This is a genomic window from Segatella oris (genome assembly GCF_900637655.1).
GTDB lineage: Bacteria > Bacteroidota > Bacteroidia > Bacteroidales > Bacteroidaceae > Prevotella > Prevotella oris.
Map to the genome: position 1 here is coordinate 2,830,924 of NZ_LR134384.1, position 24,761 is coordinate 2,855,684.

Genomic DNA, 24,761 nt, shown 5'->3' on the forward strand with positions numbered 1-24,761 from the left:
TTATTTATTAAGTTCTCTCTGACGAAGTTCTGTTTCGATGCGCGCGATATCACGACGAGCTGCCTTAATCTGTGATGGATTCTCAAGAGGTGCAATTGAATGGTTCAGCTTCAACTGGTTGAGCTGTGCCTTTGCATTCTCCAACTTCTCTGCCAATGCATTGACATCGAGTTCTTTCAATTCTTTCATCTTCATAGTTTAAGCGTTTTTATCGAAATCACGTCTAACAACAAACTTTGTCTTTACAGGAAGTTTCTGTGCTGCAAGGCGGAGAGCCTCTTTAGCAATATCAAAAGAAACTCCTTCTACTTCGAAGAGGATACGACCCGGTGTAACCGGTGCCACCCATCCAGCAGGATCACCCTTACCTTTACCCATACGTACATCGGCTGGTTTACGAGTGATTGGCTTATCAGGGAATATACGGATCCAGACCTGACCCTGACGGTTCATATAGCGGTTTACGGCTACACGAGCTGCCTCAATCTGACGGCTGTTAATCCACTTCGGCTCAAGTGTCTTGATACCAAAAGAACCAAAAGCCAGCTGTGTACCTCTGTGCGCGTTGCCTTTATTGCCGCGTCCATCCTGAGGTCTTCTATATTTTACTCTTTTTGGCTGTAACATGATAGCTTCTACTTTTAACGGTTATTGTTTCTCTTACGATTACCGCGGCCATTACGACCATTAGAACGGCCACCATTCTGCTTCTCCTGAGTAAAGTTAGGTGTAAGTTCACGCTTACCGTAAACCTCACCACGGCAAATCCATACTTTAATACCCAGAAGGCCTACCTTTGTAAGGGCCTCAGTTGCACAGTAATCGATGTCTGCACGGAATGTATGCAAAGGAGTACGCCCCTCTTTGAACATTTCCTTACGGGCCATTTCAGCACCGTTCAGACGACCTGTAATTTGAACCTTGATACCTTCAGCACCTGCACGCATCGTGTTCTGAACAGCCATCTTGATGGCACGACGGTAAGAAATCTTACCCTCCACCTGGCGAGCGATGTTGTTGGCCACGATGTTAGCGTCGAGTTCAGGCTTCTTTACTTCAAATATATTGATTTGGATGTCTTTCTTATAGAGCTTCTTCAACTCTTCCTTAAGTTTGTCAACATCCTGACCACCTTTACCAATGACGATACCCGGACGGGCAGTGCAAATAGTGATGGTGACGAGTTTCAACGTACGCTCGATGACGATACGAGAAACACTGGCCTTAGCCAGACGCTCGTTGAGATACTTACGGATTTTGCAATCCTCTACGAGATTGTCTCCGAAGTTCTTGCCACCAAACCAATTTGAATCCCAACCACGGATAATACCAAGTCGGTTGCTTATTGGATTAACTTTCTGTCCCATTCTATTCTTATTTTTCGTCGTTAGTTTTGGCATCAACAAACAAAGTCACGTGATTTGAACGCTTGCGGATTCTGTAACCACGACCCTGTGGTGCAGGTCTCATACGTTTCATTGTAACACCTTCATCAACGAAGACTTTGCTGATATACAATTCACCGTCTTCAGCTTTGCGGTCATTCTTTGTCTCCCAGTTAGCAATTGCTGAGCGAAGTAATTTCTCAACGTCTGCAGCAGCCTGCTTTTTAGAGAACTTAAGTACTCCGAGGGCACGACTAACTTCCATACCACGAATCATGTCTACAACGTAGCGCATCTTGCGTGGAGAAGAAGGAACTCCCTTGAGCTTTGCGAAGTACAGATTTTTGCGAGCTTCCTTAATTTTCTCAGCTGCGATATGTTTTCTTGCTCCCATTATTATTCTTATTTGTTAAATGGATTAACCCCGCTTACTTCTTGTTATTACCAGAGTGACCACCGAAACGGCGTGTAGGTGCAAACTCTCCGAGCTTGTGACCAACCATATTCTCAGTAATGTAGACAGGGATAAATTTGTTTCCGTTATGAACTGCAACAGTGTGTCCCACAAAATCAGGGGAAATCATTGATGCTCTGGCCCAAGTCTTCACTACACTCGACTTACCACTCTCGTTCATAGCGAGAATCTTCTTCTCGAGCGATACGTTGATATATGGACCTTTTTTTAATGAACGACTCATAATTTACTCTTTATTTTTTGTTAGCTCTTTCGATAATATACTTGTTTGAAAGCTTCTTAGGTGCACGAGTCTTAAGACCCTTAGCGTAAAGACCCTTACGAGAACGTGGATGTCCACCACTCTGACGACCTTCACCACCACCCATCGGGTGATCAACAGGGTTCATAACAACACCACGGTTGTGTGGGCGACGACCCAACCAGCGAGAGCGACCAGCCTTACCAGACTGCTCCAATGCATGATCAGAGTTACCAACACTACCTACTGTAGCTTTACAAGCACTCAAAATCTGGCGGGTTTCACCAGAAGGGAGCTTAATAACACAATAACTGCCCTCACGAGAAGTCAACTGAGCAAAGTTACCAGCCGAACGAACAAGCAAAGCACCCTGCCCCGGACGCAATTCAATGTTATGAATTACCGTACCGACAGGAATGTTTGCAAGTGGAAGAGCATTACCGATTTCAGGAGCAGCCTCTGCACCAGACATCAGTGTAGCACCTACCTGCAGTCCGTTAGGAGCAATAATGTAACGTTTTTCACCATCAGCGTAGAACAAAAGTGCAATGCGAGCAGATCTGTTAGGATCATACTCGATTGTCTTTACTACAGCTGGAACACCATCTTTCTCTCGCTTGAAGTCTATCAAACGATACTTCTGCTTATGGCCACCGCCAATGTAGCGAACGGTCATTTTACCGGTGTTGTTTCGACCACCGGTAGAACGTTTGCCGTAAACGAGAGACTTCTCTGGCACGGATGCAGTAATATCCTCGAACGTGCCAATAACCTTGTGTCTTTGTCCCGGTGTAACCGGGTTTAATTTACGTACTGCCATTTTTTATTTTAAATATTGCTGTAAAAATCAATTGTGTCGCCATCCTTTACAGTGACGATTGCCTTCTTGAACGCATTCTTCTGACCTTTAATGAGACCAGCCTTTGTATAACGGCTTGAACGCTTACCGGCATAGCGAAGTGTATTCACATCAACTACTGTAACATTATATAGGGCCTCGACTTCCTTCTTAATTTGGAGTTTATTAGCCTCTGGACGAACGATAAAGCCATACCGACTTGGGTTCTTCTCAGTAATCTTGGTTTGCTTCTCAGTAACCAATGGTTTAATGATAAATGCCATAATCTAATTCTCCTTTTTACTTGTTTAAGATTCCGTCAATAGCCTTAAGCGCACTTTCAGCAATTACAACAACATCTGCATTCAAAACTTTATACGAATTGAGCGATGTTGCTGTCATCACTTCTGCACCCTGAATATTACGAGCGGACAAATATACGTTTTTATTTACTTCTGGCAAAAGAACAAGTGTCTTCTTACCTTCGACTTTAATATTTTTTGTAAAATTTACAAATTCTTTAGTCTTAGGAGCCTCGAAATTAATGTCTTCCACTACAACAACAGCATTATCTTGAGCTTTGTAGGAGAGAGCTGATTTACGAGCAAGAACTTTTACTTTTTTATTCAATTTGAAGTCATAATTACGTGGTTTAGGACCAAATACACGAGCACCACCTACCAATACAGGGGAGTTGATATCACCTCGACGTGCACCACCGCCACCTTTTTGGCGACCAAGTTTGCGAGTAGAACCACTCAGTTCGCTTCTTTCCTTTGTTTTTGCAGTACCTTGACGCTGTGCTGCAAGATACTGTTTAACATCAAGATAAAGCACGTGATCGTTAGGCTCAATTCCGAAGATAGCCTCATTGAGGTTTACCTTTCTTCCGGTCTCCTGACCGTTGATATTTAAAACGCTAACTTCCATTACTTTTTGATTAATACGGTTGAACCATTACATCCAGCAACAGATCCCTTTACAAGAAGGAGATTATGCTCTGGAATTACCTTTAACACTTGGAGATTCTGAGTAGTAACGCGATCACCACCCATCTGACCAGCCATACGCATGCCTTTGAAGACCTTTGCTGGATAAGAACAAGCACCGATAGAACCCGGCTTACGAGCTCGGTCATCCTGACCGTGAGTACTCTGACCTACACCACCGAAACCATGGCGCTTAACAACACCCTGGAAACCTTTACCTTTAGAAGTACCTACAATATCTACAAATTTAGCGTCAGCGAAAAGTTCAACAGTAATTGTATCACCGAGGTTATGCTCCTCATCGAACTTGAACTCGGCCAAGTGCTTCTTTGGTGTTGTGCCTGCCTTCTTGAAGGTTCCCATCATTGGCTTGGAAGTACGATTTTCCTTTGCCTCCTCGAAACCCAACTGAAGTGCTTTGTAACCATCTTTTTCTTCTGTCTTTACTTGGGTTACAACACAAGGACCTGCTTCGATAACAGTGCACGGTACATTCTTACCGTCGGCACTGAAAACGGATGTCATTCCGATTTTTTTTCCAATTAATCCTGGCATTTCAATAAAAATTTAATCGATTAATAATTTACTCTCTTTGAATTAGACTTTAATCTCAACCTCTACTCCTGATGGCAACTCAAGTTTCATCAGCGCATCAACAGTCTTTGCTGTAGAACTATAGATGTCAATAAGACGCTTGAAGTCTGACAATTGGAACTGTTCACGTGCTTTCTTGTTAACGAAAGTTGAACGGTTCACGGTGTAGATACGCTTGTGCGTTGGCAATGGGATAGGGCCACTGACAATAGCACCCGTAGCTTTTACAGCCTTCACGATTTTCTCAGCTGACTTGTCAACCAGCATATGGTCGTAAGATTTCAGCTTAATTCTGATTTTCTGACTCATTGTTTGTAATTTATAAAATTATTAATAAAATGAAGCAAAGAGGTACGCAGTTTAAGAGTCATTCGCTAAACAACGCCTCTATGCTTTGTAGTTTTTCTCAATTAGAGAAGTTCTGCATGACCATGAACCTCTTCAAGCACAGCCTTAGCAATGCTGGTAGATAGTGCTGCATGGTGATCATACTCCATAGAAGAAGTTGCACGGCCAGAAGTGATAGTACGCAGAGCTGTTACATAACCGAACATTTCTGCCAATGGAACCATTGCTTTCACGATACGTGCACCGCTACGAGCTTCTTCCATACCCTGAACAAGACCGCGACGCTTATTCAAGTCTCCGATAACATCACCCATATTCTCTTCAGGAGTAACGACCTCTACTTTCATGATAGGCTCCATCAGAACAGGACCAGCCTTCGGACAAAGCACCTTGAATGCCTGATGAGCAACCAATTCAAATGACAACTGGTCAGAGTCTACCGGGTGGAAGCTACCATCCGTCAATGTCACTTTCATGCCTGTCATTGGGAAACCTCCGAGAACACCGTTGCTCAAGCAATCAGCAAAGCCCTTCTGAACAGAAGGTATGAATTCCTTAGGCACGTTACCACCTTTCACCTCATTGATGAACTGCAAGTCGCCTTCTGTGTAGTCTTCGTCCTTAGGAGCGATAGTTACATCAATACAAGCAAACTTACCACGACCACCAGACTGCTTCTTATAAGTTTCGCGGCTCTGTGCCGTACGAGTAATAGCCTCCTTATAATTAACCTGAGGTTTACCTTGATTACATTCTACCTTGAACTCACGCTTCAAACGGTCGATAATAATATCAAGGTGAAGCTCACCCATACCAGAAATAATAGTCTGTCCACTCTGCTCATCTGTACGAACAGTAAAGGTTGGATCTTCCTCTGCAAGTTTAGCAAGACCGTTATCCATCTTGGCAACGTCAGCCTGACTCTTTGGTTCAACAGCAATAGAAATCACCGTATCAGGGAATGTCATGGACTCCAATACAATCGGATGATTCTCATCACAAAGTGTATCACCAGTACGGATATCCTTGAAACCAACTCCTGCTCCAATATCACCTGCATCGATAGAATCCATAGGTATCTCCTGCTTAGAGTTCATCTGGAACAGACGACTGATGCGCTCACGCTTACCGGAGCGTGGATTGTATACATAAGAACCTGCAGCAATCTTACCCGAATAAACACGGAAGAACACCAAACGGCCCATGAATGGATCAGTAGCAATCTTGAAAGCAAGTGCAGAAGTCGGAGCATCCTCTGAAGGTTTACGATCCTCTTCCTCATCAGTATCAGGATTAGTACCTACGATATTCGGTGTATCAAGTGGTGAAGGCAGGAATGCACATACATAATCAAGAAGTGGTTGCACACCTTTATTCTTGTATGAAGAACCGAGCAACATCGGGCAGCACTCCATTGCTACGGTACCCTTACGGATAGCACGAAGCAACATTTCTTCTGAGATTTCCTTACCATCAAGGTAAAGTTCCATAACTTCATCATCAAAGTTTGCTGCACCCTCAACAAGTTTCTCACGCCATTCAGCAGCTTCATCAGCAAGGTCAGCAGGTATTTCTTCTACATCATACTCTGCGCCCATGGTCTCGTCATGCCACAAGATAGCTTTCATCTTAAGCAGGTCTACGACACCCTTGAAGTTTTCCTCTGCACCGATAGGTATCTGGATAGCAATAGGATTAGCACCCAAGATATCCTTCATCTGCTGAACCGTTTCAAAGAAGTTAGCTCCTGAACGGTCCATCTTGTTCACGTAACCGATACGTGGTACATTGTATTTATCAGCCTGGCGCCATACGGTTTCTGACTGTGGCTGAACACCATCAGCAGCAGAATAAGTAGCGACAGCACCATCAAGCACACGCAGAGAACGTTCAACTTCAGCTGTAAAGTCAACGTGTCCCGGAGTATCAATCAAGTTGATCTTATATGACTTGCCCTCGTAGTTCCAGTTACAAGTAGTAGCAGCAGAGGTAATTGTAATACCGCGCTCCTGCTCCTGAGCCATCCAGTCCATTGTAGCTGCACCATCATGAACCTCACCAATCTTGTGAGTCTTACCTGTATAGAACAGGATACGCTCTGATGTAGTAGTCTTACCAGCATCAATGTGGGCCATGATACCGATGTTACGAGTCAAATGTAAATCGCGATTTGCCATTTTCTTTTTACCTTTATTGATTAGAATCTGAAATGAGCGAATGCACGGTTAGCCTCTGCCATGCGGTGCATATCTTCCTTACGCTTGAATGCACCACCCTGATTGTTGTATGCATCCATAATCTCAGCAGCAAGCTTCTCGGCCATTGATTTTCCACCGCGCTTACGAGCGAAAGCAATCAAATTCTTCATTGAGATACTTTCCTTACGATCAGGACGGATTTCCGTAGGAACCTGGAAAGTAGCACCACCGATACGGCGACTCTTTACCTCAACCTGAGGAGTGATGTTATCCAAAGCCTGCTTCCAGATTTCGAGTGCAGGCTTTTCTTCCTTAGCCATCTTCTCTTTCACTGTATCAAGAGCCTTGTAGAAAATCTCGTATGAAATGGTCTTCTTACCATCATACATCAAATGGTTCACGAACTTTGAAACCTTTTGGTCATTGTAAACTGGATCCGGAAGGATCACACGTTTCTTTGGTTTTGCTTTTCTCATTTTGTTTTGAAAAATAAATTCTGCTTGGGGTTGTTATTCATGTTCTTCAATATCCGCACCCGGACATTTACTCAACCTGCGTTCAACAATTCTCCAGCAAAACGTTTGAATAAAAAAATCTTTGGCCTTGTAATTTACTTCTTACCTGCCTTTGGACGCTTAGCACCATACTTTGAACGACGCTGTGTACGGTTTGCAACGCCTGCGGTATCAAGTGTACCACGAACGATATGATAGCGTACACCAGGAAGGTCTTTCACACGACCACCACGAACAAGTACAATACTATGCTCCTGAAGGTTGTGACCTTCTCCAGGGATGTAAGAGTTTACTTCCTTCTGGTTTGTCAAACGAACACGAGCAACCTTACGCATTGCTGAGTTAGGCTTCTTAGGAGTCGTTGTGTAAACACGAACACAAACACCACGACGCTGTGGACAGTTGTCCAAAGCCGGAGACTTGCTCTTGTCTACGATGTCCTTTCTGCCTTTTCTTACTAACTGTGAAATTGTAGGCATAATTTTACTTTTTAATTTATATATTTTATTTTGTTTATTATCAACAGATTACGAACAGCGCTCAATAAAGCCTATTTCGGGCTGCAAAGGTACAAACAAATCTTCAAACTACCTAACTATAAAGACAACATAAAGTCTACATCTTATGCAAATTTGCAAGATATAGGCTTTATTAACATTTATTTTGAATAAATAAAAACCTCTCCCCACTCACTTCCAAGGAGGAGAGTTCCGAACTGATAAGGTTTTATTTGCCAGTAGTTCTTTATGTCCTTTATATAACAGAACACTCAAAACAAGCAGACTTCGCTTATCATTCTCACATAAAACATACAAGATATAGTATTGACATCCCATTCTAAGAAGCCCATCGCAAGTTCATTCTCCCCTCCCTTGGGAGGGGCAGGAGTAGGTGTCAGCGGCTTCCCTACGACTCTGTTTCCGGCATCTTGAATGGCGTGGCTATTCGATCTTGCTGCTCTGGAATTGTGATTTTACCAAACTGCTGCTCGTAGTTATACAGGTTTTCCTGCAAAGCCTGAAGCAAACGCTTGGCATGTTCGGGAGCCATGACGACACGAGCACTGACCTCCGGCTTTGGCATCCCAGGCAACATTGTTGCAAAATCAAGCACAAAATCAGAACTTGAATGCGTTATCAAAGCCAGATTAGCATAGACACCTTTCGCTATTTCCGGTTTCAAATCTATTTGCAGACCCTGCTGCTGATTGTTATCATTTTCCATATATAATAATGTATATAAAAGATTATTGTTTAACTTATGGCAAAGATAAGAAAAAAACTTGAAACCACAAGAAACATCTCATTTAAGAATAGATAACAAATATAGTCACATTCCATTTCCATAAAATAATGCTTTAATCATGATTCACGCTGTCAAATGAGATTTATTCTATAAACATTTTGTAAATTTGCACACAACAGTGGGATTGTTCTATGTCATGCAAATACATGAATACCATGGAAATTCTTAGGACTATATCCCGTCAACGCAATGCAGGCAATTGCAATTTCGAATTAAAATTTGTAATTTTAAGGGTATGGAAATAGCTATCATTGGTGGTGGTGCAGCTGGATTCATGGCTGCTATCACAGCGCAAAAGACTGATCCGGCAAGCAAAGTAACAATCTTTGAACGGGCACAAAAAGTGCTGGCAAAGGTAGAAATGACAGGTGGCGGACGCTGTAATGTCACTAACAGCTTTGCCACTATCACGGATATGAAGCAGGCTTATCCGCGTGGAGACAAGCTCATGAAACGACTGATGAAAACATTCAGCTATGAAGATACTTACAAATGGTTTGAGAAACATGGTGTTCCATTAGTTACACAGGAGGATGAATGCGTCTTTCCAAAAGCACAGGATGCTCATGCTGTCATCGACTGCTTAGTGCGCCAGGCTCGCGAATTAGAAATAACGGTGTGTTGTAAACATCGACTCACAGACATCTGCCAGAAAGAAGATGGAAGTTTTGAACTTATGTTTGAGAAAGCTTCTCATCGCAATTTCCACCGCGTCATCGTGACAACAGGAGGATCGCCCCATGCCCGTGCTTTGGATTATCTTGCTCGTCTTGGGCACAAAATAGAGCAACCCGTACCCTCACTCTTTACATTTAATATCACAGACCGTTCTTTCTGCAATCTGATGGGAACGGTTGCAGACCCTGTTGTGACGGCAATACCGGGCACAAAGATGCGTGCAGAAGGAGCATTGCTTGTGACCCATTGGGGCATGAGCGGTCCGGCTGTCTTGAAATTGTCGTCATATGCCGCCCGCTGGCTCGCAGAACACGACTACAAGTCTCCGCTTGCTGTCAGCTGGACTGGCAGACGGACACAGCAGGAAGTAGAAGAAGAACTCTTGCAATTGCAGACTATTAATCCGCGCAAGCAACTCGGTACACTGCATCCCTTTGGACTTCCTTCACGCTTATGGCTCTATATTTTGAACAAACTTGGTTTGAACACAGCAAAACCATGGGGAGAAATCGGCCGTAAGACACTGAACCGTTTGGTAGAGACGTTAGTCAACGATCAGTACACCATTGCGGGCAAAGGTTCTTTCCGTGAGGAGTTCGTGACTTGTGGCGGTGTAAGTCTTCAATCGGTCAATGTAAAAACGCTCGAAAGCAAAGTTTGTCCGGGTCTGTTCTTTGCAGGAGAAGTTTTGGATATCGATGCCATTACAGGAGGGTTCAACCTGCAAGCAGCATGGACAACAGGAGTCGTGGCAGGGCTATCGGCTGCCAGTCATTGATAAAACAGACTCTCTTTGCAGGATATTAATAAACCATGAATAAAAGTAATACAAGTCATTTGATTTCCGTAGTTATACGCGCTGGCTTCTATAAAAGCTGAGTGTTTGAGTAACAACAAGAAAGAAACAAAGACCAATCAATAAAGAATAAACACCTAATGCAAATCAGCAGCTTAAACACTTCTATTTAATTACCTCGCAATTTGCATCAAATCACCACGCATTTTGAGTCAAATCAGAGTGTGAGTTAAGTCAGATTACAGCGCAATCTGCATCAAATTACACAGAGCTTCTTGTGGAATATCAAAACAAGCTGCTATCAGGCTACTTTCATTAAGGCTACCAACGAATGATACACAAGACATACAAACTTCAACAAACTACGGTAAATCCTTAAAAGCAGAAAGCCCACTCGGACAGTAGAAACTACCAGAGTGAGCTTTCAATCATCTCAAAAAGATAGATTTCTCCATTGGAGAAAAGTTCCTATTTTACTTGAAATTATACATCACACCAATATTGATGTTATTTGTAAAGGTTCCATTCTTCGTGAATGGCAAGCTATGCGGATAGCGAGCTTTCGGCATACGGTAAACCGTGTGGCTATAGAACAAAGAGAGGTTACGATTGAGATTATAGCCAACCTGCCCTCCGGCATTCAACGCTCCATTAAAGCCTCCCGTTCCCATTAACATACTCGGACCGGCATAGAAATAGACATTCCAACGCCGTGCTGGGTCGAAACCAGAGATTGCATTAATAGCATTCAACTGATAATCAAACGAGACAAGAACATTGTTGAAGTGTTCTCTGTATAAATCAGCATCATTTGGGAAGAGCATCTTTTCTGCCATGTATTCGCCCTGCACACGGACAGCGTGGAGAGTTGAGAAGTTATAACCCGCAAATACCATCGCATTCTTGAGAAGGTTGCCCTTCTGATCAGAAAATTTCCATCTCCAGACGGTTGTATTCCAACCCAAGCCACCGCCTGCAAAGAAACCTTGCAACGGTAGATTATGACGCTTTTCTTCTGGGAGATCATCATCATAATTGCGGAATTTCCTGCTACGCATCAACATAGCTACCCCTACATTGAGGCTGAATTGGTTGTGACGATTATCATCTGCAGTAGACAGTTTAAGTGCTGTGAAAGTAGGCTCAAGGGTCACACGCAGGTCATTAGTCAACTTTGTCCAGAGCTGACCACCTAATCGGAACGAATGATAATTTCCTTCAAAAGTATTGACAAAGCCCTTGTTTGTCTTCTTAGCGTGTCCAAGTTCAAAACCACCGAAAAGATTAAATCCAAAACGCGAATCCCAATTATACTGTGAAGAAAAGCCTAACGGGTTGACAAGCAAGTCAAACAATGCACCACGCGTACCAATCAGATAGGTAACAGGCTTATTATTGTAATGTCCATCATTCCAGTTCGCATTAGTTACATGAGCACCACTACGCACTCCAATTGCAGAGTTTGCCCACCAACCTACGAGGAACTTAGAGTCGAAACCTGTCGTCTTGAAACCACTGATAGGCGTCTTACTCATAAATGTAGGACCGAAACTGTATTCCAAGAAGAGTGGGCGTCGTGTTGGTTCATCATTATTGCCACGTGCAATTAAATCATGGAACGCATCAAACGAGTACATCACACCAATATTCAAGTTGTTGGTAAAGATACCATCACGCGTGTAAACCATATGATGTGGATAGCGGTTTTTTGGCATACGATAGACCGTGTGACTGTAGAAGAGTGAGAGATTACGCGACAGATTATAGGTAACCATACCACCAATATTGGCAGCAAAGTCTGCACCACCGTCGCCAAAAAGGAATGTCGGGCCGGCATACATGTAGACATTCCAACGGCGCAAGGGATCGTAACCAGCCATAGCATTGAACAGGTTAATCTGGTAGTCTGCAGAGAAAAGACCGTTATTATAGGTAAATTTACCGATATCATTACCTATACCTTTGAAGAACGCCTGTGCTTCCTTCATCCATTCTATCTGTAAACGAACACTATGCAGAGCACTGAAACGATATCCACCAAAGAGAAGAGCATTTTTGAAAGCATCATGCTGATAGTTTGTAAAACGCCAATCCCATACCGTATTGTTCCAACCGAAACCTAAACCTACGAAGAAACCTCTACGCGGTGTATTAAGAGCAACATCCGGCTCTACTTCACGATAGTTACGGGCACCCTTATCACGAGCCAACAAAGAGAGTCCTAATTTAACGGCATACTCATCATAACGTTCGCGGTCAAGATTGCCATTGTAATGCTCGGTCTGCATATAAGTAGGTTCTAAGGTAAGTCGAAGATCATTGGTAAGCTTCATCCAAAGTTGAGCACCAAAGCGGAAAGCGGTGTAGTTGCCTTCATAAGAACCATTGAAACTTGCTGCGGTCTTTTTCATACCACCGAATTCGTAGCCCGTGAAGACATTCATTCCAAATGGTGCATCCCAATTATAATGACGCGTAAAGCCAAATGGATTGAACAGAAAGTCAATGTTTACACCACGCGTACCTATAAGATTTTTTGCAGGATTACCACCTACCGTACCACTCTTCCAGTCGCCATTCGTCACGTGAACACCAGCACGTACTCCTGCAGCCGGAGCTAACCACCAACCTACAGCAGCTAAAGCATCAAAGCCACGAGTATTACGTAAAGACAGCCCTGCAGACCTACCGACATACATCGGACCGAAACTATAGTCGAAGAATACAGGAAAACGAAGATGATGCAACTGTCCATTATCGGACAGGTAACGCTTATCCTTGTCGAAACGCTTCCAGAAACTGCCTGTATTTACCATATCTGAAAGCTGCTTGGTAAAATTCCACTGATAAGCAAGGTTTATGCCATAACTGAAGTCGGGATCGCTATAGCCAGGATTATCCAACAGGTTGAGTTTGGTTGTACCTACTTTAAAATATGGTTCTAAGGCTATGGAAGCATACGGACTAGCAAAAAACTTGAATTGAACTCCCACATGACCATCAACAGATACACCTGAAGTACTGGCTCCAACAGAAGTCATATCTGCATTCTTCCACGAATTTAATTCTGCGGTCTGAACTCCCAAACCTAAAATTCCTGACACACTGAAAGGACGTTCTGGTCGATACCCCAAAAGATAATTACTGAAATTATAAAGGAAATCGACATAACCACCATAAGAGTTATATTGATTGGTGTTGAAAACCGTTGCTGATGCGTGTGAATAAGCCCAAGTCTTCTCTAACCCTAAACGAAAGGAAACCATTGGGCTGACAACCTTTCCGGCAGCCAGTCTGAGACTGAGTGTTGGTGTAAAAGAAGCTGCATTTGTATTATGATAGAAACCACCTACACCTCCACCGAAATTAATGAAGGTATTATTCCAGAAGTTACCACACATATAACGGTCACCCCTGAAGCGGTGTCTGCTGTCAAGCACATAGTTTAGAGCATTGAAATTCTTCTGCCGAGGAGCACCATAATAAGTAGTATCCTGTTGCTGAGCCAACATAGATTCAGACATTGCATTTTCCAAGTCACTCAAGTCGCGTGCCACTGTATCAGGTTCTTGTATGCCAAACTGACGTACAGAGAAAGGCGGCATCACCTCTGTAGCAGGATTTATTGTAGCCCTACTACTCACAATATACGTTGATACAGATAACAGTAACAAAAATATTCTTTTCATCTTTCTTTCTGTTTTGTCTATTTATTCGGCCTCCTCAGCCTGTTTTTCATCATCATTTATAGATTTCGTAATATACTTGAAGCGTTTTCTGTAGACAGGAATATCTGCCTCTTTATATGGATAACGCTTTCGCAAATCATCATTTACATTTGCCTCCGTTGCATAATATTTCTTGTATGAAGCATTCATGTCAAAGCTATGCTGGAAGTAAGCCAAAAAGTCCGGACAATCTATTGCCTGAAGTTTCAAGGCAACATCTGCACCATATTTATTGACAAGGTCTGCCAAAGTAGCATTCTCCATATCAGGATCGTTTGCTGCAATGATGCCTTTGAGATACCACTTCTTAGCTAAATTGTCGGGCAAAGAGTCTACCAACGGTTCAACTTGTTTATAGGTATAACCAAGTTCCGGTGCGAGTTCAGTGCTCAGGACTGCACGATTAACGGGATTCGTCTGCATGACATATTGAAGAGCCTTTTTTGCACGCATTTCCTCATCTGCAGTTTTATTCTGTTTGAAGAACAAAGTCTGCAAGTCAATCATCATTTTCAGTTCATGGAACTTACCTGTATCAGGCAGTTTGTTTGCGAGGAAAGCAGCCTCTCCCAACTTACGCTTATACAGATACATCAATGCTTGATTAGCAACAATTTCTTTGTAATTGACTGTATATGTATAAGAATTATCGAAAGCAATTGGACGTGAGACCTCAACACCAGCTTGCATATCTATAAACGGAGCCAATATGCTAAGATCTATAGAGTCTTGATCAAGCATATAACAAGCGACACGGTTAGCAATGTAAGCAGCAAACGGACTATACTTTGCCGTCTTACGAACCATATTCTGACGATAAGCCCTGAATACGAGTTTCCTTACTTCTGCAGAATCCTTAATTTGTTTCAGCAAATTGTAATAGTCTCCATTGGAGAATACCTCTGGCCCGTTTTCTGCATAACGCGGGTCATTATAATAAGTCCAAACCGTCTCAACCGGATCAAGGATCTTATTCCTACGAATGGTATATGTACTTCTAATCTTACGCTGGTTCTCCATGATACGCACCACAAGTGGATTACTATCCATCATACGCCTCAGAGCTGCTTTATTGCCAGTCTTCCCATACCCTCTCAGTTCCTCTGCTTCACTTCTTTGACCATGTGCTATCAATGAATCTGCCACATCATCCCAAGTAAATACACGAGGATCCTTAATAACTAAATTCGCACTATTAATCTGGGAGCCAACAATATTCAAAATCTTGCGAGCACGCCTTGCAGCCAGACTTTTATTGAACTGGTAGCCACCTTCTGGAGAAGCACCACCCTGAATGGTAAAACTGACAAGCGAACGCCCATAAGAACGAAGCTCACGCACCAGCATATCAAGTGTTTGCTGATTGGTTGTATCAGGAGTAAGCTCGTCTTTGGCCACAATAAAGTACAATTGCAACTCTCTTGGAACTTCCAAAAGACGTGCCCTTACCTGTTCGAAGAAACGTGGTCCAAGATCCATATCAACCTTGGCTGTAGAAAGATCGAGCATCTTCCAAGGCTTACGACTATTCGCTGTACCCTCTTTGAAGTCCCGGTAATAAACATGTGTGTAATCTTCAAGGCTCAATGTCCCAAACCACTTATATGCCTTGTCAGGATCAGGCTTCGGGTAAGTAACTTCCCAATTCGCCTTCACAGGATGTGAACTCAAAGCTGGGGCAACCTTATAATAAGGGTGAAGGGAGTCATTCCTATTGTAATCATAACTCTTACGACGAATTTGATTGGAATGATATTGGAAGCCTTCCAAAACTATTGGTTCCAAATGTTGCACGGTATCCTTAGTTTCAACATCCAAGGCAACAGGTTGAAAAATAAGACGTGAATGCTTTGTTGCATAATCTTCAGGTAAGCCTATGGTCACTTTCCAATGCAAGTTAGGTCCATCATCCAATGGAGGTTGCTCCACAAAATCCACACCTTTGCGTTTGGCATAGACACTTGTACCTTGCAACAGAATAGCATCATCGGCGCCAGCAGCAAAAACAATATCGTAATTCAGCTGTGTTCCTTTAATTTCAATCAATTTCACTTGATTTCCATTTATCACCAGTAATGCGCCTGTTGCAGACACATCCGCTTCAAAATGACCATCATAATCAGGCGTAACAACATCGCTACTCTTGATTTTAACAACACTTCCTAACTCACTTCCTTTCGTACGAAAAAGATTAGCCTGAGTACGTGCATCCTTTTTATTGTCGAAAACATAAACCGGAACAGACAAAGCTTCCTTACCTTTTCCCTTACCTTCTAAAGTGCGCACCGTCTTCGAGACATCGCCTGTGATATGTATTACCTGTGCATGCACCTCAGCAGCAAACAGGGAAACAAACAACAGTAGATATATGTATTTGATATACTCTTTCATCTTTTTTCAAATAATTATATTTTTACCATATCGTATAAGAAAGGGTAACTCCTATCTTTGTAGGCAAGATATGCAACGACTTAAAACCATCTTTTGTAAGACCTGAACCATCATTGAGCTCAATTAACTGTCCATCAGTACGCGTCTTGGCATGACTTGTCCCAACAAGTCCCACACCAGCGTGGGCATCAATTGCCAACTTATCTGACAAAGCAAAGACATAACCGAAAGTAATCCCTGCACCTAAGGCATAACCATCATAGCATACACCCTTATGTGTTACTTTGTAATCAGCAATCAAAAGCCCGGCTCCAACAAAGTGATGATAAAGTGGACGGCCCCCAAAATAATATCTATACTCAGGTTGTACACCTACCACTTTCATATTATCGTGGATATAAGGATTGTGATTACCAAAGACAGTCAGACCTAATGTAGAGCGGTTGCCAATTGTCATCTCGGCACCAAGATTATAGGTTTGTGTTGCCAACATCATTAAGTCTGTGTTGACACTCAGTTTCTGTGCATGGGAAACTACTGTTCCCAAAGCCATGATAAAAATCAAAAATATCTTTTTCATTTCTAATATAGCCTTAGTTATGCATATTTAGTTCCTTTTCCATATCGCTGTTGTTTTGGCAATAACAAATCACTAAAAGTTACTAATGTAACTCCTTTATACAGACTGTTTTCCTGTAATCGTAACATAGCCATCTGTTTTCTCCTGTTTATCATTGGTTCTTTCACCAACTTAAGCATATTTACGCTAACTATAGAATCAGCCGTCTTCACCGTCTTTTGTTCAGGTTTACTATCCACTTTCAGTGTTTGTCCTCCTTGTTCTCCAGCTGTACGGACAGCTTTCAAAGAGTCTTCCATATAGCGTTTCTCGTTTTCCATACGCTGCTGCTCAAAACGTTTTTCATAGTTAACCTTCTCCAATGAGTCACGACGCATCTTGTCAGCAACCTTATTGGCCTCATTGATACTGTCACCTCGAAGTTTAGCTGTAGCCAATGCTATACGATAGTCATTGTCAACCAGAATACGTTTCTTGTATTTGTTAGCCACTTTCGGCCCGAAATGATAAATCAGTGATGCCCGCAGAACATCTGTCGAAGCTGCATAAACTAACGGAGAGAATGTAAGTTTATAACCATCCTCAGGTTTTGTCGTTGTATATTCATAACGGTTACCGTTGCGTACACGTTCATACTCCTTATATTTTGCAAATACGAGTCCGGCATTCACACCCAAATCAAGATCCAGACAACTGCCATTCATATAAGCATAGAGCTGACGAACATAACCAAAGGAGAGTCCGCCAAAAAACGAACTACCCCTACGCCCCGTCGCTTTCAACTTAATATCGAAAGCATTTGCACCAACATAGACACCCCAATAAAATACATCTTTAGGTTTCTTCCCATGCCAGTATTTCCTCAACTGCAACCTGCCATCATACAGGTCATAAACATGATAAGGAGTCTCTTTCGACTGCTCCTTCCAATTAAGACGGCCCTGCAAGCCAATTGTCCATTTACTCCAGTTCTTGTTGCCTAACGTAAATTCTGCTCCTACATTAGGAGTCATGGCAAGCCAATCCACGGTATTGGTTCTAATGTTGAACCTCTGTCCAAGCGTCAGGGTGTCTACCTTGTTGTAGTACAGCTGCTGTGCATCTGTAGGTGCAACAAAAAACAACTGCACGAACAGCAGACAGAAAGCCCATCTACATACTTTAGAATGATTCATAACTATTTATAAAATCGTTTTCACTTTACTTTTTCGTACTCAACATCTCAAGCAACTGCTTCGCATAGCTGTCATCAGGCTCAAGCTTTATAATCTTTTCTGCATAGCTGACAGCCTGTGGCATTACTTTCTTTGTATAATAATAATAGGACAGTTGCTTATAGCATTCTATCATATAATCCTTGTCACCACCATCACGTTCAAGAAGTTCAGCTGCCTGCAAATAATAAGGTTTCGCAAGTCCACGCTCATTCTTCGGATCCATCAATGCATTGGCTTTTGCTCTCCAATAAAAACCCACATAGCTATCTGGGCGTAACATAGAGATTTCAGCAAACACTTTCTCTGCTTGTTTAAGTGCTTCCATACTCTTTTCACTCATCTGGCCGTTCGTCTGATTACTTGTAGCTTTACGCCAATAGAGCAATCCCAACTGGAATAAATCACGTGAGCGGTCGTAAGTGGAGTCCGTTATTTTTGCCAAGTTCTCGCGTGTGTATTTAATTGCATTATCATAGTCACCTATTTTTGAATAGGCATTGGCAATATCCTTATTTATTCCAGGCACATCCTTTGCTAACGCACGAGCTTGCTCAAACTTCTGAATCGCTTCTGACGTACGGTCTAATCCATTGAGCACATAGCCATAATAAAGGTAATCGGTATAACGTATCTTGGCCGAATCTTTATTCATATCCACCAATTCCTTGGCATTCTCCAATGCTGCATTGAAATGTTCCAAATCAGTGTTACAATAGAGCATCACTCTTAATAAATCTGTATTATGAGGATAGATACTATTACCTTTCGTCGCAATACTCAAGGCTTTTTTGTTATTCCCAGAAAGAAGAATAGACTGTGCATAGTGCACAAGTTCATTCTCGGTCATCTTTGCCAATCCCTGCTTTTCGTATGAAGCAATTGCTGCATCATATTTCTGGGCACCATAATACAACTCTGCGACCCGCCCATCTATAGAAATATCAGGACGCAACTCCTTTATAAGATTCAACCGGCGCATGGCCTCAGGCATGTCTGTGAATTTCACTAAGTCGGCATACTTAAAATATGCTTCTGGGTCATGACGGTCGAAATATATCGCACGATTATAATAATATTTCGCAGAATCCACCCAACCTTTCGCTCTTGCAATATCGCCTCCCAAATTGATAGCCTTGGGAGTAATCTTGTAACATCGCTGAGCTTTGTTGAAATACATTTCTGCTTCATCAATTTTTCCTGCCTGCAAATAGGCTGAACCGATAGCTGCAATCATGTCTGTATTTCCCTTATCCAATTTGATTGCACTTTCTGCATACGATTGAGCCAAGTCTGTATTCGTCTTAATCAGTTTTACCATTTCTTCAATATTTCCTTTTTGCATTGGATTTTGAGCGAAAGAAGACGAAATTGCTACCCAAAGAATAAAACCTAATAATTTAAATTTACACATAATATAATATTGACGGTGTTACGCAACACGATAAAATAAGTCCTATATCTCTAATCTTTATAAATCTGCGCAAAGTTAACATTTTTTCTTGCAAGAAAATGAATACACATAAAGAAGCTTTATTAATTTATCATTTATTAACATTATATTTAATCACATCTCCTTTTTCAGAATAGAGTGCTTATTCCATTTTCACATTTTCTAAAAATGCAAATCCATCCATAATTTACGTCTTATCCTGGTATAAAAGTATACAAATAAGGCGTAATGGTTGTATATTCTTATTGATTAATTATAAGCAAAATAAACTACTTAGCTTATTCTAACACCTATCTCTAATTGGGATATTTTAAAAATATAAGAGGTATTTATAGAAAGTAAAAACGTATATATTCGTAGTAAGGTCTTTCTGTTAATCACGCCTTTGTGATTGCCTGATTTTAGTTGACCTTTTATAGTTTTATCCCTAATAAGAGTTGACTCATGTTATTCTTTATTCCTAATACAAATTTACTATATTTACCTTATGCCTGATATAGATAGACCATAGCATTCAGAAGCAGAAAGAGAATGCAGCGCCAAGAATGGGTTGGGAGACGCTTTTCTTTTGTGAGGCAACGTAAGGGGCAATATAGTCACTGATGTTATTGATTGTTTGTCCGTTGAGAGTTATAGAGCGGCCGGCATCTTTAAGGAAAAGAGTGGGAGCATAGGTTGACCTGTAGGTGCGACGCACAAAATTGTAATCAAGAAAGACTTTCCATGCCATTCTCGATTTACAAGCAAAGGTGGCAGAAAGTCCTGTTCCTATAATCGTTGCATTATCTCCACCCACTTGAAAGAAATTCCACTTGCTGTAGTAGGGCTTCCCGTTATCTTTTCCGTTCCCTTTTATTTCGAGTGTCGGCACGGTCTTACCATGTTGCGGATCATATTCAAATGCAATGTCTCGCTGATGTCCTTTAACTTCAGCAGTGACAGCAATGCCGTCTAAATAGCTTCTGCCCACAAGGAGTTTTGAACCTAATGCAAACCTTTTGCTGATAGGGAAATTGAAGTACACTCCACCGCTCCAGTTGAACTCTGCCATGTGGTTAGATTCAACGGTCAGTGTGTAGCTGTCAAGAAATCCGGCATTTACAGAAGCGAGCTGGTTCAGAATTCCAATAGGATGCAGTGCATCCTTATCATATCCTTTGACATTACGTGATGTAATCATCAGACGTCCACCCAAGCCAATATACCGATTTAGGAAATAGGCACTCTCGACGCCAACGGCAATGCCACGTGAAAGTTTAATCTTTCGTTTCTTTTGCCCATGATAATATTCGTTCAGTCCGGGAAGATGCTCCATGAAATCAAGATGACGCTCACTTAGGCCGATACCCATTTGCACATTGAAGAAACTTGGATACTTATAAAGGTCAAGTTCGTCATCCCTGTCATGGCGTAACAAACCTTTGTTCTTGAAAAGTAAATCCCCCAAAGTATAGCCCATTTCTGTAGACAGAATACCAATACCCGCACCGGCAAACGTGTCGCTTGCCCAATGTCTGTTGTTAAGTACGCGCATACAGCCTGTTGCCGTAGCAAGCATATAGCCTGCAATGCTGTACCATGGGCTTCGAGTCATGCCATATTCTTTATGGAGTATTGTGGCAGCACTAAAGGCTGTGGCCGTATGACCGGAGGGGAAGGAGTTGTTTGTCGAACCATCCGGACGAAGTTCTCTGACAGAATATTTCATGGTTTCTACTAAAGTAGCCATGATAATCAATGAAGCTGCACTGCTGACAGCATAGCGTTTGAGACTGCTTCGCCCCTCCACTCCCGCAACTTTCAGTCCTGTGGTCAGCAATAGTGGAGCATATTGTATATAGTTATCTGCAGATTGGTGGAAATTCAGTTGGAATTTATTGCGTACTTCCCTGATATTTCTTTTCTCACTTCTTAGTGCAATTCCTGCCACAATCCATGGCAGCCCTGCCAACGACATAGAAGCGTTGACCCTGTATCTGTATTCCTGCGTGTTATGATGAACTGCATTTCCCATGCTGTCAGTAAGGCTTGTTTCCTCAGTGATACGGCCTAAAGAGTCTGTCAGAGATGTGGTTGCCAAGCAATTTGCAGCTGTGAAAAGAAACATGAAACTTACTAACGCGCGGCAGTTCTTGTGTTTTATGATTGAATTAGCGTGATGCATTTACAGTTGTCGGACTTTATTTCTGTGGCAAAGATATATAAAACGATTGAAAAGTGAAAGCTATATGGCCGAAAGTTTATCCTAATCTATCTTCAAGAAAGGACAGTTGATAAAGATGTTGCTGATATTAACAGAAATATCATGCCCTGCTTTACTTTGCAATCTGCGTCATATTGCGTTGTAAAGTGACTGGAATGACCGTGCAATCTGCGTCATATTGCGTGGTAAAATGATAGAGATTACAGCGTAAAGTGACGCAAGTTGCAGTGTGGTTTTCTGTAAACGGGGAATTCAAGTCTTGTTTGTGGGAAAACAGGATGTTGCGAGCCAACTTTCAATGCGTGTTCTCCTGATAATCTTCAACCTGTTTTTTGCATGAAGCTTGAAGTGAGTTGACCGCACGTCAGCAATGTTTTGAGCCTCCTTTTCCCCCTGCATTTTGTCGGAATTCCCATTATTTTATTTATCTTTGCAACTGCATGAAATATGTAGAGGTCGTTCTTCCATTGCCTTTAGACGGGCTTTTCACCTACGCAGTTGCCGATAATCAAGCGGCAAAAGCGCAGGTAGGATGTCGCGTGCTCGTGCCGTTGGGCAAGTCGAAGAAGTATATCGGCATCGTGATGCACGTCGTCGACGAGAAGCCGGAGTTTGAAGTGAAGCCTATCATCGAAGTCATTGACCGACAACCGATATTACTTCATCAGCAAATAAGACTCTGGCAATGGATTTCCGACTACTATCTTTCACCGCTTGGCGATATCTATAAGGCAGCTTTGCCTTCCGGTTTGAAGGCCGAAGAGGGCTACCGACCGAAGAAAGAGACTTATATTACGCTCTCAGAAGCCTTTCGCAGTGAACAAACTCTGCATGTGGCCATGAACATGTTGACACGTGCCACCAAACAACTCAAGGCTTTTGTGGGCTTTCTTTCGCTGTCGCATTGGGACACGCTGAATGGAACGACACCGCAGGAAACGCTGACCGAAATTACACGTGAAGAGCTGATGAACGCTACCAACACCTCGCTTGCTACCGTCAAAGCCTTGGTTGACCGCAACATTCTTACCCTTTATCAGAAAGAAGTGGGCCGACTGAACACCTCTGAAACGGCACATCCGGAGTGCATGAAGCCTCTGAGCACGGCCCAGTTCACAGCTTTTGAGGCTGTTAATGAGCTGTTTGCCACGAAGAAAGTTGTGCTCTTGCAGGGTGTAACGTCAAGCGGGAAGACCGAAATCTATATCCATCTCATCCAACAGGCACTCGATCGGGGCGATCAGGTGCTTTATCTCTTGCCCGAAATCGCCTTGACCGTACAGATTACAAGCCGCCTGAAAAAAGTGTTTGGCAATCGATTGGGCATTTATCATTCCAAATATAGCGATTCCGAGCGTGTGGAAATGTGGAACAAGCAGCTTTCCAATGCTCCCTATGAGGTTATTCTTGGCGCGCGCAGTGCCGTCTTTCTGCCCTTTCAGAAGCTTGGACTTGTCATCGTTGATGAGGAACATGAAACGAGTTTCAAGCAGCAAGACCCTGCTCCCCGCTATCATGCAAGGAGCGCTGCTATCGTGCTGGCATCCATGTATCAGGCCAAGACGCTGTTGGGAACTGCCACACCTTCACTTGAAAGTTACTATAATGCACAGCAAGGAAAATATGGACTTGTGACGCTTACTACACGTTTCAAAGGAATTCAGTTGCCGCAGATTGAAGTTGTAGATACCAAGGATTTGCAGCGCAGAAAGATGATGACAGGCCCTTTCTCTCCGCGACTGTTAGAGGCTGTCAGGCAGGCGTTGCATGATGACAGGCAGGTGATTCTGTTTCAGAACCGCCGTGGTTTCGCTCCGAGAATAGAGTGCAAGGAGTGTGGTTGGGTGCCGAAATGTGCAAATTGCGACGTCACACTGACTTATCATAAGAACCTCAACCAACTCTCATGTCATTATTGTGGCTTTACGTACAGCGTGCCCGTGAAGTGCCCGCAGTGTGGAAGTGAGAAGCTCGTCAGCCGCGGATATGGCACGGAAAAGGTGGAAGACCAAGTGCGCGAACTGTTTCCCGAAGCACGGGTAGCCCGCATGGATCTCGACACTACGCACACCCGGAATGCTTACGAGCGCATTATTGACGACTTTTCTGCCGGTCGTACCAACATTCTTATCGGCACACAGATGATCAGTAAGGGCCTCGATTTCGACAAAGTCAGCGTTGTTGGCATCCTCGATGCCGATGCCATGCTCAACTATCCCGACTTTCGTGCCTATGAACATGCCTTCATGATGATGAGCCAGGTGAGTGGACGTGCGGGGCGAAAGGGCAGGCAAGGGCTTGTCATTCTTCAGACAAAGAGTGCCGATCTGCCGGTTATAGGGCAGGTTGTACGCCATGATTTCAAGTCTTTTTGTACAGATCTGCTGGATGAACGCTCGCTCTTTCACTATCCACCTTTCTATCATTTGGTCTATGTCTACCTGAAACATACCAAGAATGAAGTGGTAGAAACAGCCGCATTGGAAATGGGGAGTCGTCTTCGCCAGTATTTTTCTGACCGCATTCTTGGGCCAGACAAGCCTGCCATAGCACGCGTGAAGACCATGCATATCCGAAAGATTGTCATCAAACTTGAGCATGGTATCGACCTGAAACGCGTGCGTGAGGTGCTGCGCTACGTACAGAAACAAATGATGCAGGACAAACGTTATGCTGCCCTGCACATTTATTATGATGTTGATCCGATGTAGAAGACAGGCTGTTTTGCCGTCGAAGAAATGATAATACATAAAAAGTGGTGTCGCTCATGACGTAAAATATAGTATGAGCGACACCTTTTTTATTTATAGTATAGATTTATTTCTTCGTG

General features: G+C 42.8%; 22 protein-coding genes. 2 read left to right on the plus strand and 20 right to left on the minus strand.

Translation table 11 applies throughout. The annotated features are described in order from the left end of the window. From rpmC to EL210_RS11990, 14 genes are all read right to left on the minus strand, one after another. Entirely contained in the window at positions 1-195 is a 195-nt protein-coding gene (rpmC, locus tag EL210_RS11925) for a 50S ribosomal protein L29 (RefSeq protein WP_004371781.1), read from the minus strand. 3 nt (positions 196-198) lie between these two features. Further along, a complete protein-coding gene (rplP, locus tag EL210_RS11930; RefSeq protein ID WP_004371782.1) occupies positions 199-627 on the minus strand; it encodes a 50S ribosomal protein L16 in 429 nt (142 codons plus the stop codon). Positions 628-641: 14 nt separating this feature from the next. Further along, positions 642-1,367: a 30S ribosomal protein S3 gene (rpsC, locus tag EL210_RS11935; RefSeq protein ID WP_004376951.1), complete on the minus strand. Its 726-nt coding sequence runs from the start codon at positions 1,365-1,367 to the stop codon at positions 642-644. Positions 1,368-1,374: 7 nt separating this feature from the next. Continuing rightward, positions 1,375-1,779: a 50S ribosomal protein L22 gene (rplV, locus tag EL210_RS11940; protein ID WP_004371784.1), complete on the minus strand. Its 405-nt coding sequence runs from the start codon at positions 1,777-1,779 to the stop codon at positions 1,375-1,377. A gap of 34 nt (positions 1,780-1,813) precedes the next feature. Then, positions 1,814-2,083: a 30S ribosomal protein S19 gene (rpsS, locus tag EL210_RS11945; RefSeq protein ID WP_004371785.1), complete on the minus strand. Its 270-nt coding sequence runs from the start codon at positions 2,081-2,083 to the stop codon at positions 1,814-1,816. Positions 2,084-2,093: 10 nt separating this feature from the next. Next, the gene (gene rplB, locus EL210_RS11950; RefSeq protein ID WP_004371786.1) at positions 2,094-2,921 is read right to left on the minus strand and encodes a 50S ribosomal protein L2; all 828 of its coding nucleotides are present in this window, start codon (positions 2,919-2,921) and stop codon (positions 2,094-2,096) included. 8 nt (positions 2,922-2,929) lie between these two features. Further along, entirely contained in the window at positions 2,930-3,223 is a 294-nt protein-coding gene (gene rplW, locus EL210_RS11955; protein WP_004371787.1) for a 50S ribosomal protein L23, read from the minus strand. A 16-nt stretch (positions 3,224-3,239) separates the two neighbouring features. Next, the gene (rplD, locus tag EL210_RS11960; protein WP_004371788.1) at positions 3,240-3,869 is read right to left on the minus strand and encodes a 50S ribosomal protein L4; all 630 of its coding nucleotides are present in this window, start codon (positions 3,867-3,869) and stop codon (positions 3,240-3,242) included. Continuing rightward, positions 3,869-4,483, minus strand: coding sequence for a 50S ribosomal protein L3 (gene rplC, locus EL210_RS11965; RefSeq protein WP_004371789.1), 615 nt, complete (start codon positions 4,481-4,483; stop codon positions 3,869-3,871). The genes rplD and rplC overlap by 1 nt, the downstream gene beginning before the upstream one ends. A gap of 42 nt (positions 4,484-4,525) precedes the next feature. After that, positions 4,526-4,831: a 30S ribosomal protein S10 gene (rpsJ, locus tag EL210_RS11970; RefSeq protein ID WP_004371790.1), complete on the minus strand. Its 306-nt coding sequence runs from the start codon at positions 4,829-4,831 to the stop codon at positions 4,526-4,528. Positions 4,832-4,932: 101 nt separating this feature from the next. Further along, positions 4,933-7,047, minus strand: a complete 2,115-nt coding sequence (gene fusA / locus EL210_RS11975; protein ID WP_004371791.1) for an elongation factor G — start codon at positions 7,045-7,047, stop codon at positions 4,933-4,935. Between the two features lie 20 nt (positions 7,048-7,067). Further along, on the minus strand, positions 7,068-7,544 hold the full coding sequence (rpsG, locus tag EL210_RS11980; protein ID WP_004371792.1) for a 30S ribosomal protein S7: 477 nt from the start codon (positions 7,542-7,544) through the stop codon (positions 7,068-7,070). Between the two features lie 134 nt (positions 7,545-7,678). Further along, on the minus strand, positions 7,679-8,062 hold the full coding sequence (gene rpsL / locus EL210_RS11985; RefSeq protein ID WP_004371793.1) for a 30S ribosomal protein S12: 384 nt from the start codon (positions 8,060-8,062) through the stop codon (positions 7,679-7,681). A gap of 427 nt (positions 8,063-8,489) precedes the next feature. Continuing rightward, entirely contained in the window at positions 8,490-8,807 is a 318-nt protein-coding gene (locus EL210_RS11990) for a DUF3467 domain-containing protein (RefSeq protein WP_018920503.1), read from the minus strand. 316 nt (positions 8,808-9,123) lie between these two features. Here EL210_RS11990 and EL210_RS11995 point away from each other — a divergent pair, with 316 nt between their 5' ends. Next, the gene (locus EL210_RS11995; protein ID WP_018920504.1) at positions 9,124-10,344 is read left to right on the plus strand and encodes a BaiN/RdsA family NAD(P)/FAD-dependent oxidoreductase; all 1,221 of its coding nucleotides are present in this window, start codon (positions 9,124-9,126) and stop codon (positions 10,342-10,344) included. Positions 10,345-10,835: 491 nt separating this feature from the next. Here the strand turns inward: EL210_RS11995 and EL210_RS12000 are convergent, their stop codons facing one another. From EL210_RS12000 to EL210_RS12025, 6 genes are all read right to left on the minus strand, one after another. After that, entirely contained in the window at positions 10,836-14,051 is a 3,216-nt protein-coding gene (locus tag EL210_RS12000) for a porin family protein (protein ID WP_025879701.1), read from the minus strand. A 21-nt stretch (positions 14,052-14,072) separates the two neighbouring features. After that, the gene (locus EL210_RS12005; protein ID WP_018920506.1) at positions 14,073-16,481 is read right to left on the minus strand and encodes an OmpA family protein; all 2,409 of its coding nucleotides are present in this window, start codon (positions 16,479-16,481) and stop codon (positions 14,073-14,075) included. A gap of 22 nt (positions 16,482-16,503) precedes the next feature. Continuing rightward, positions 16,504-17,061: a DUF3575 domain-containing protein gene (locus tag EL210_RS12010; protein WP_018920507.1), complete on the minus strand. Its 558-nt coding sequence runs from the start codon at positions 17,059-17,061 to the stop codon at positions 16,504-16,506. Positions 17,062-17,078: 17 nt separating this feature from the next. Beyond that, entirely contained in the window at positions 17,079-18,236 is a 1,158-nt protein-coding gene (locus EL210_RS12015) for a DUF3575 domain-containing protein (RefSeq protein ID WP_018920508.1), read from the minus strand. A gap of 25 nt (positions 18,237-18,261) precedes the next feature. Further along, on the minus strand, positions 18,262-19,689 hold the full coding sequence (locus tag EL210_RS12020) for a tetratricopeptide repeat protein (protein WP_025879702.1): 1,428 nt from the start codon (positions 19,687-19,689) through the stop codon (positions 18,262-18,264). Between the two features lie 553 nt (positions 19,690-20,242). Next, positions 20,243-21,742 (minus strand): phosphatase PAP2 family protein, encoded by a 1,500-nt coding sequence (locus tag EL210_RS12025; RefSeq protein WP_051078672.1) that lies wholly within the window; start codon positions 21,740-21,742, stop codon positions 20,243-20,245. 629 nt (positions 21,743-22,371) lie between these two features. Here EL210_RS12025 and priA point away from each other — a divergent pair. Then, entirely contained in the window at positions 22,372-24,642 is a 2,271-nt protein-coding gene (gene priA, locus EL210_RS12030) for a replication restart helicase PriA (RefSeq protein ID WP_018920511.1), read from the plus strand. Positions 24,643-24,761 lie beyond the last annotated feature (119 nt).

Coding starts and splice junctions, on each gene's coding strand:
- rplC (WP_004371789.1), bottom strand. CDS start 4,483: ATGCCAGGATTAATTGGAAAAAAAATCGGAATGACATCCGTTTTCAGT.
- rpsL (WP_004371793.1), bottom strand. CDS start 8,062: ATGCCTACAATTTCACAGTTAGTAAGAAAAGGCAGAAAGGACATCGTA.
- rplB (WP_004371786.1), bottom strand. CDS start 2,921: ATGGCAGTACGTAAATTAAACCCGGTTACACCGGGACAAAGACACAAG.
- EL210_RS12000 (WP_025879701.1), bottom strand. CDS start 14,051: ATGAAAAGAATATTTTTGTTACTGTTATCTGTATCAACGTATATTGTG.
- rpsJ (WP_004371790.1), bottom strand. CDS start 4,831: ATGAGTCAGAAAATCAGAATTAAGCTGAAATCTTACGACCATATGCTG.
- rplV (WP_004371784.1), bottom strand. CDS start 1,779: ATGGGAGCAAGAAAACATATCGCAGCTGAGAAAATTAAGGAAGCTCGC.
- EL210_RS11990 (WP_018920503.1), bottom strand. CDS start 8,807: ATGGAAAATGATAACAATCAGCAGCAGGGTCTGCAAATAGATTTGAAA.
- EL210_RS12010 (WP_018920507.1), bottom strand. CDS start 17,061: ATGAAAAAGATATTTTTGATTTTTATCATGGCTTTGGGAACAGTAGTT.
- rplW (WP_004371787.1), bottom strand. CDS start 3,223: ATGGCATTTATCATTAAACCATTGGTTACTGAGAAGCAAACCAAGATT.
- rpsG (WP_004371792.1), bottom strand. CDS start 7,544: ATGAGAAAAGCAAAACCAAAGAAACGTGTGATCCTTCCGGATCCAGTT.
- EL210_RS12025 (WP_051078672.1), bottom strand. CDS start 21,742: ATGGGAAATGCAGTTCATCATAACACGCAGGAATACAGATACAGGGTC.
- rpsC (WP_004376951.1), bottom strand. CDS start 1,367: ATGGGACAGAAAGTTAATCCAATAAGCAACCGACTTGGTATTATCCGT.
- rplD (WP_004371788.1), bottom strand. CDS start 3,869: ATGGAAGTTAGCGTTTTAAATATCAACGGTCAGGAGACCGGAAGAAAG.
- fusA (WP_004371791.1), bottom strand. CDS start 7,047: ATGGCAAATCGCGATTTACATTTGACTCGTAACATCGGTATCATGGCC.
- rpmC (WP_004371781.1), bottom strand. CDS start 195: ATGAAGATGAAAGAATTGAAAGAACTCGATGTCAATGCATTGGCAGAG.
- rplP (WP_004371782.1), bottom strand. CDS start 627: ATGTTACAGCCAAAAAGAGTAAAATATAGAAGACCTCAGGATGGACGC.
- rpsS (WP_004371785.1), bottom strand. CDS start 2,083: ATGAGTCGTTCATTAAAAAAAGGTCCATATATCAACGTATCGCTCGAG.
- EL210_RS12020 (WP_025879702.1), bottom strand. CDS start 19,689: ATGTGTAAATTTAAATTATTAGGTTTTATTCTTTGGGTAGCAATTTCG.
- EL210_RS11995 (WP_018920504.1), top strand. CDS start 9,124: ATGGAAATAGCTATCATTGGTGGTGGTGCAGCTGGATTCATGGCTGCT.
- priA (WP_018920511.1), top strand. CDS start 22,372: ATGAAATATGTAGAGGTCGTTCTTCCATTGCCTTTAGACGGGCTTTTC.
- EL210_RS12005 (WP_018920506.1), bottom strand. CDS start 16,481: ATGAAAGAGTATATCAAATACATATATCTACTGTTGTTTGTTTCCCTG.
- EL210_RS12015 (WP_018920508.1), bottom strand. CDS start 18,236: ATGAATCATTCTAAAGTATGTAGATGGGCTTTCTGTCTGCTGTTCGTG.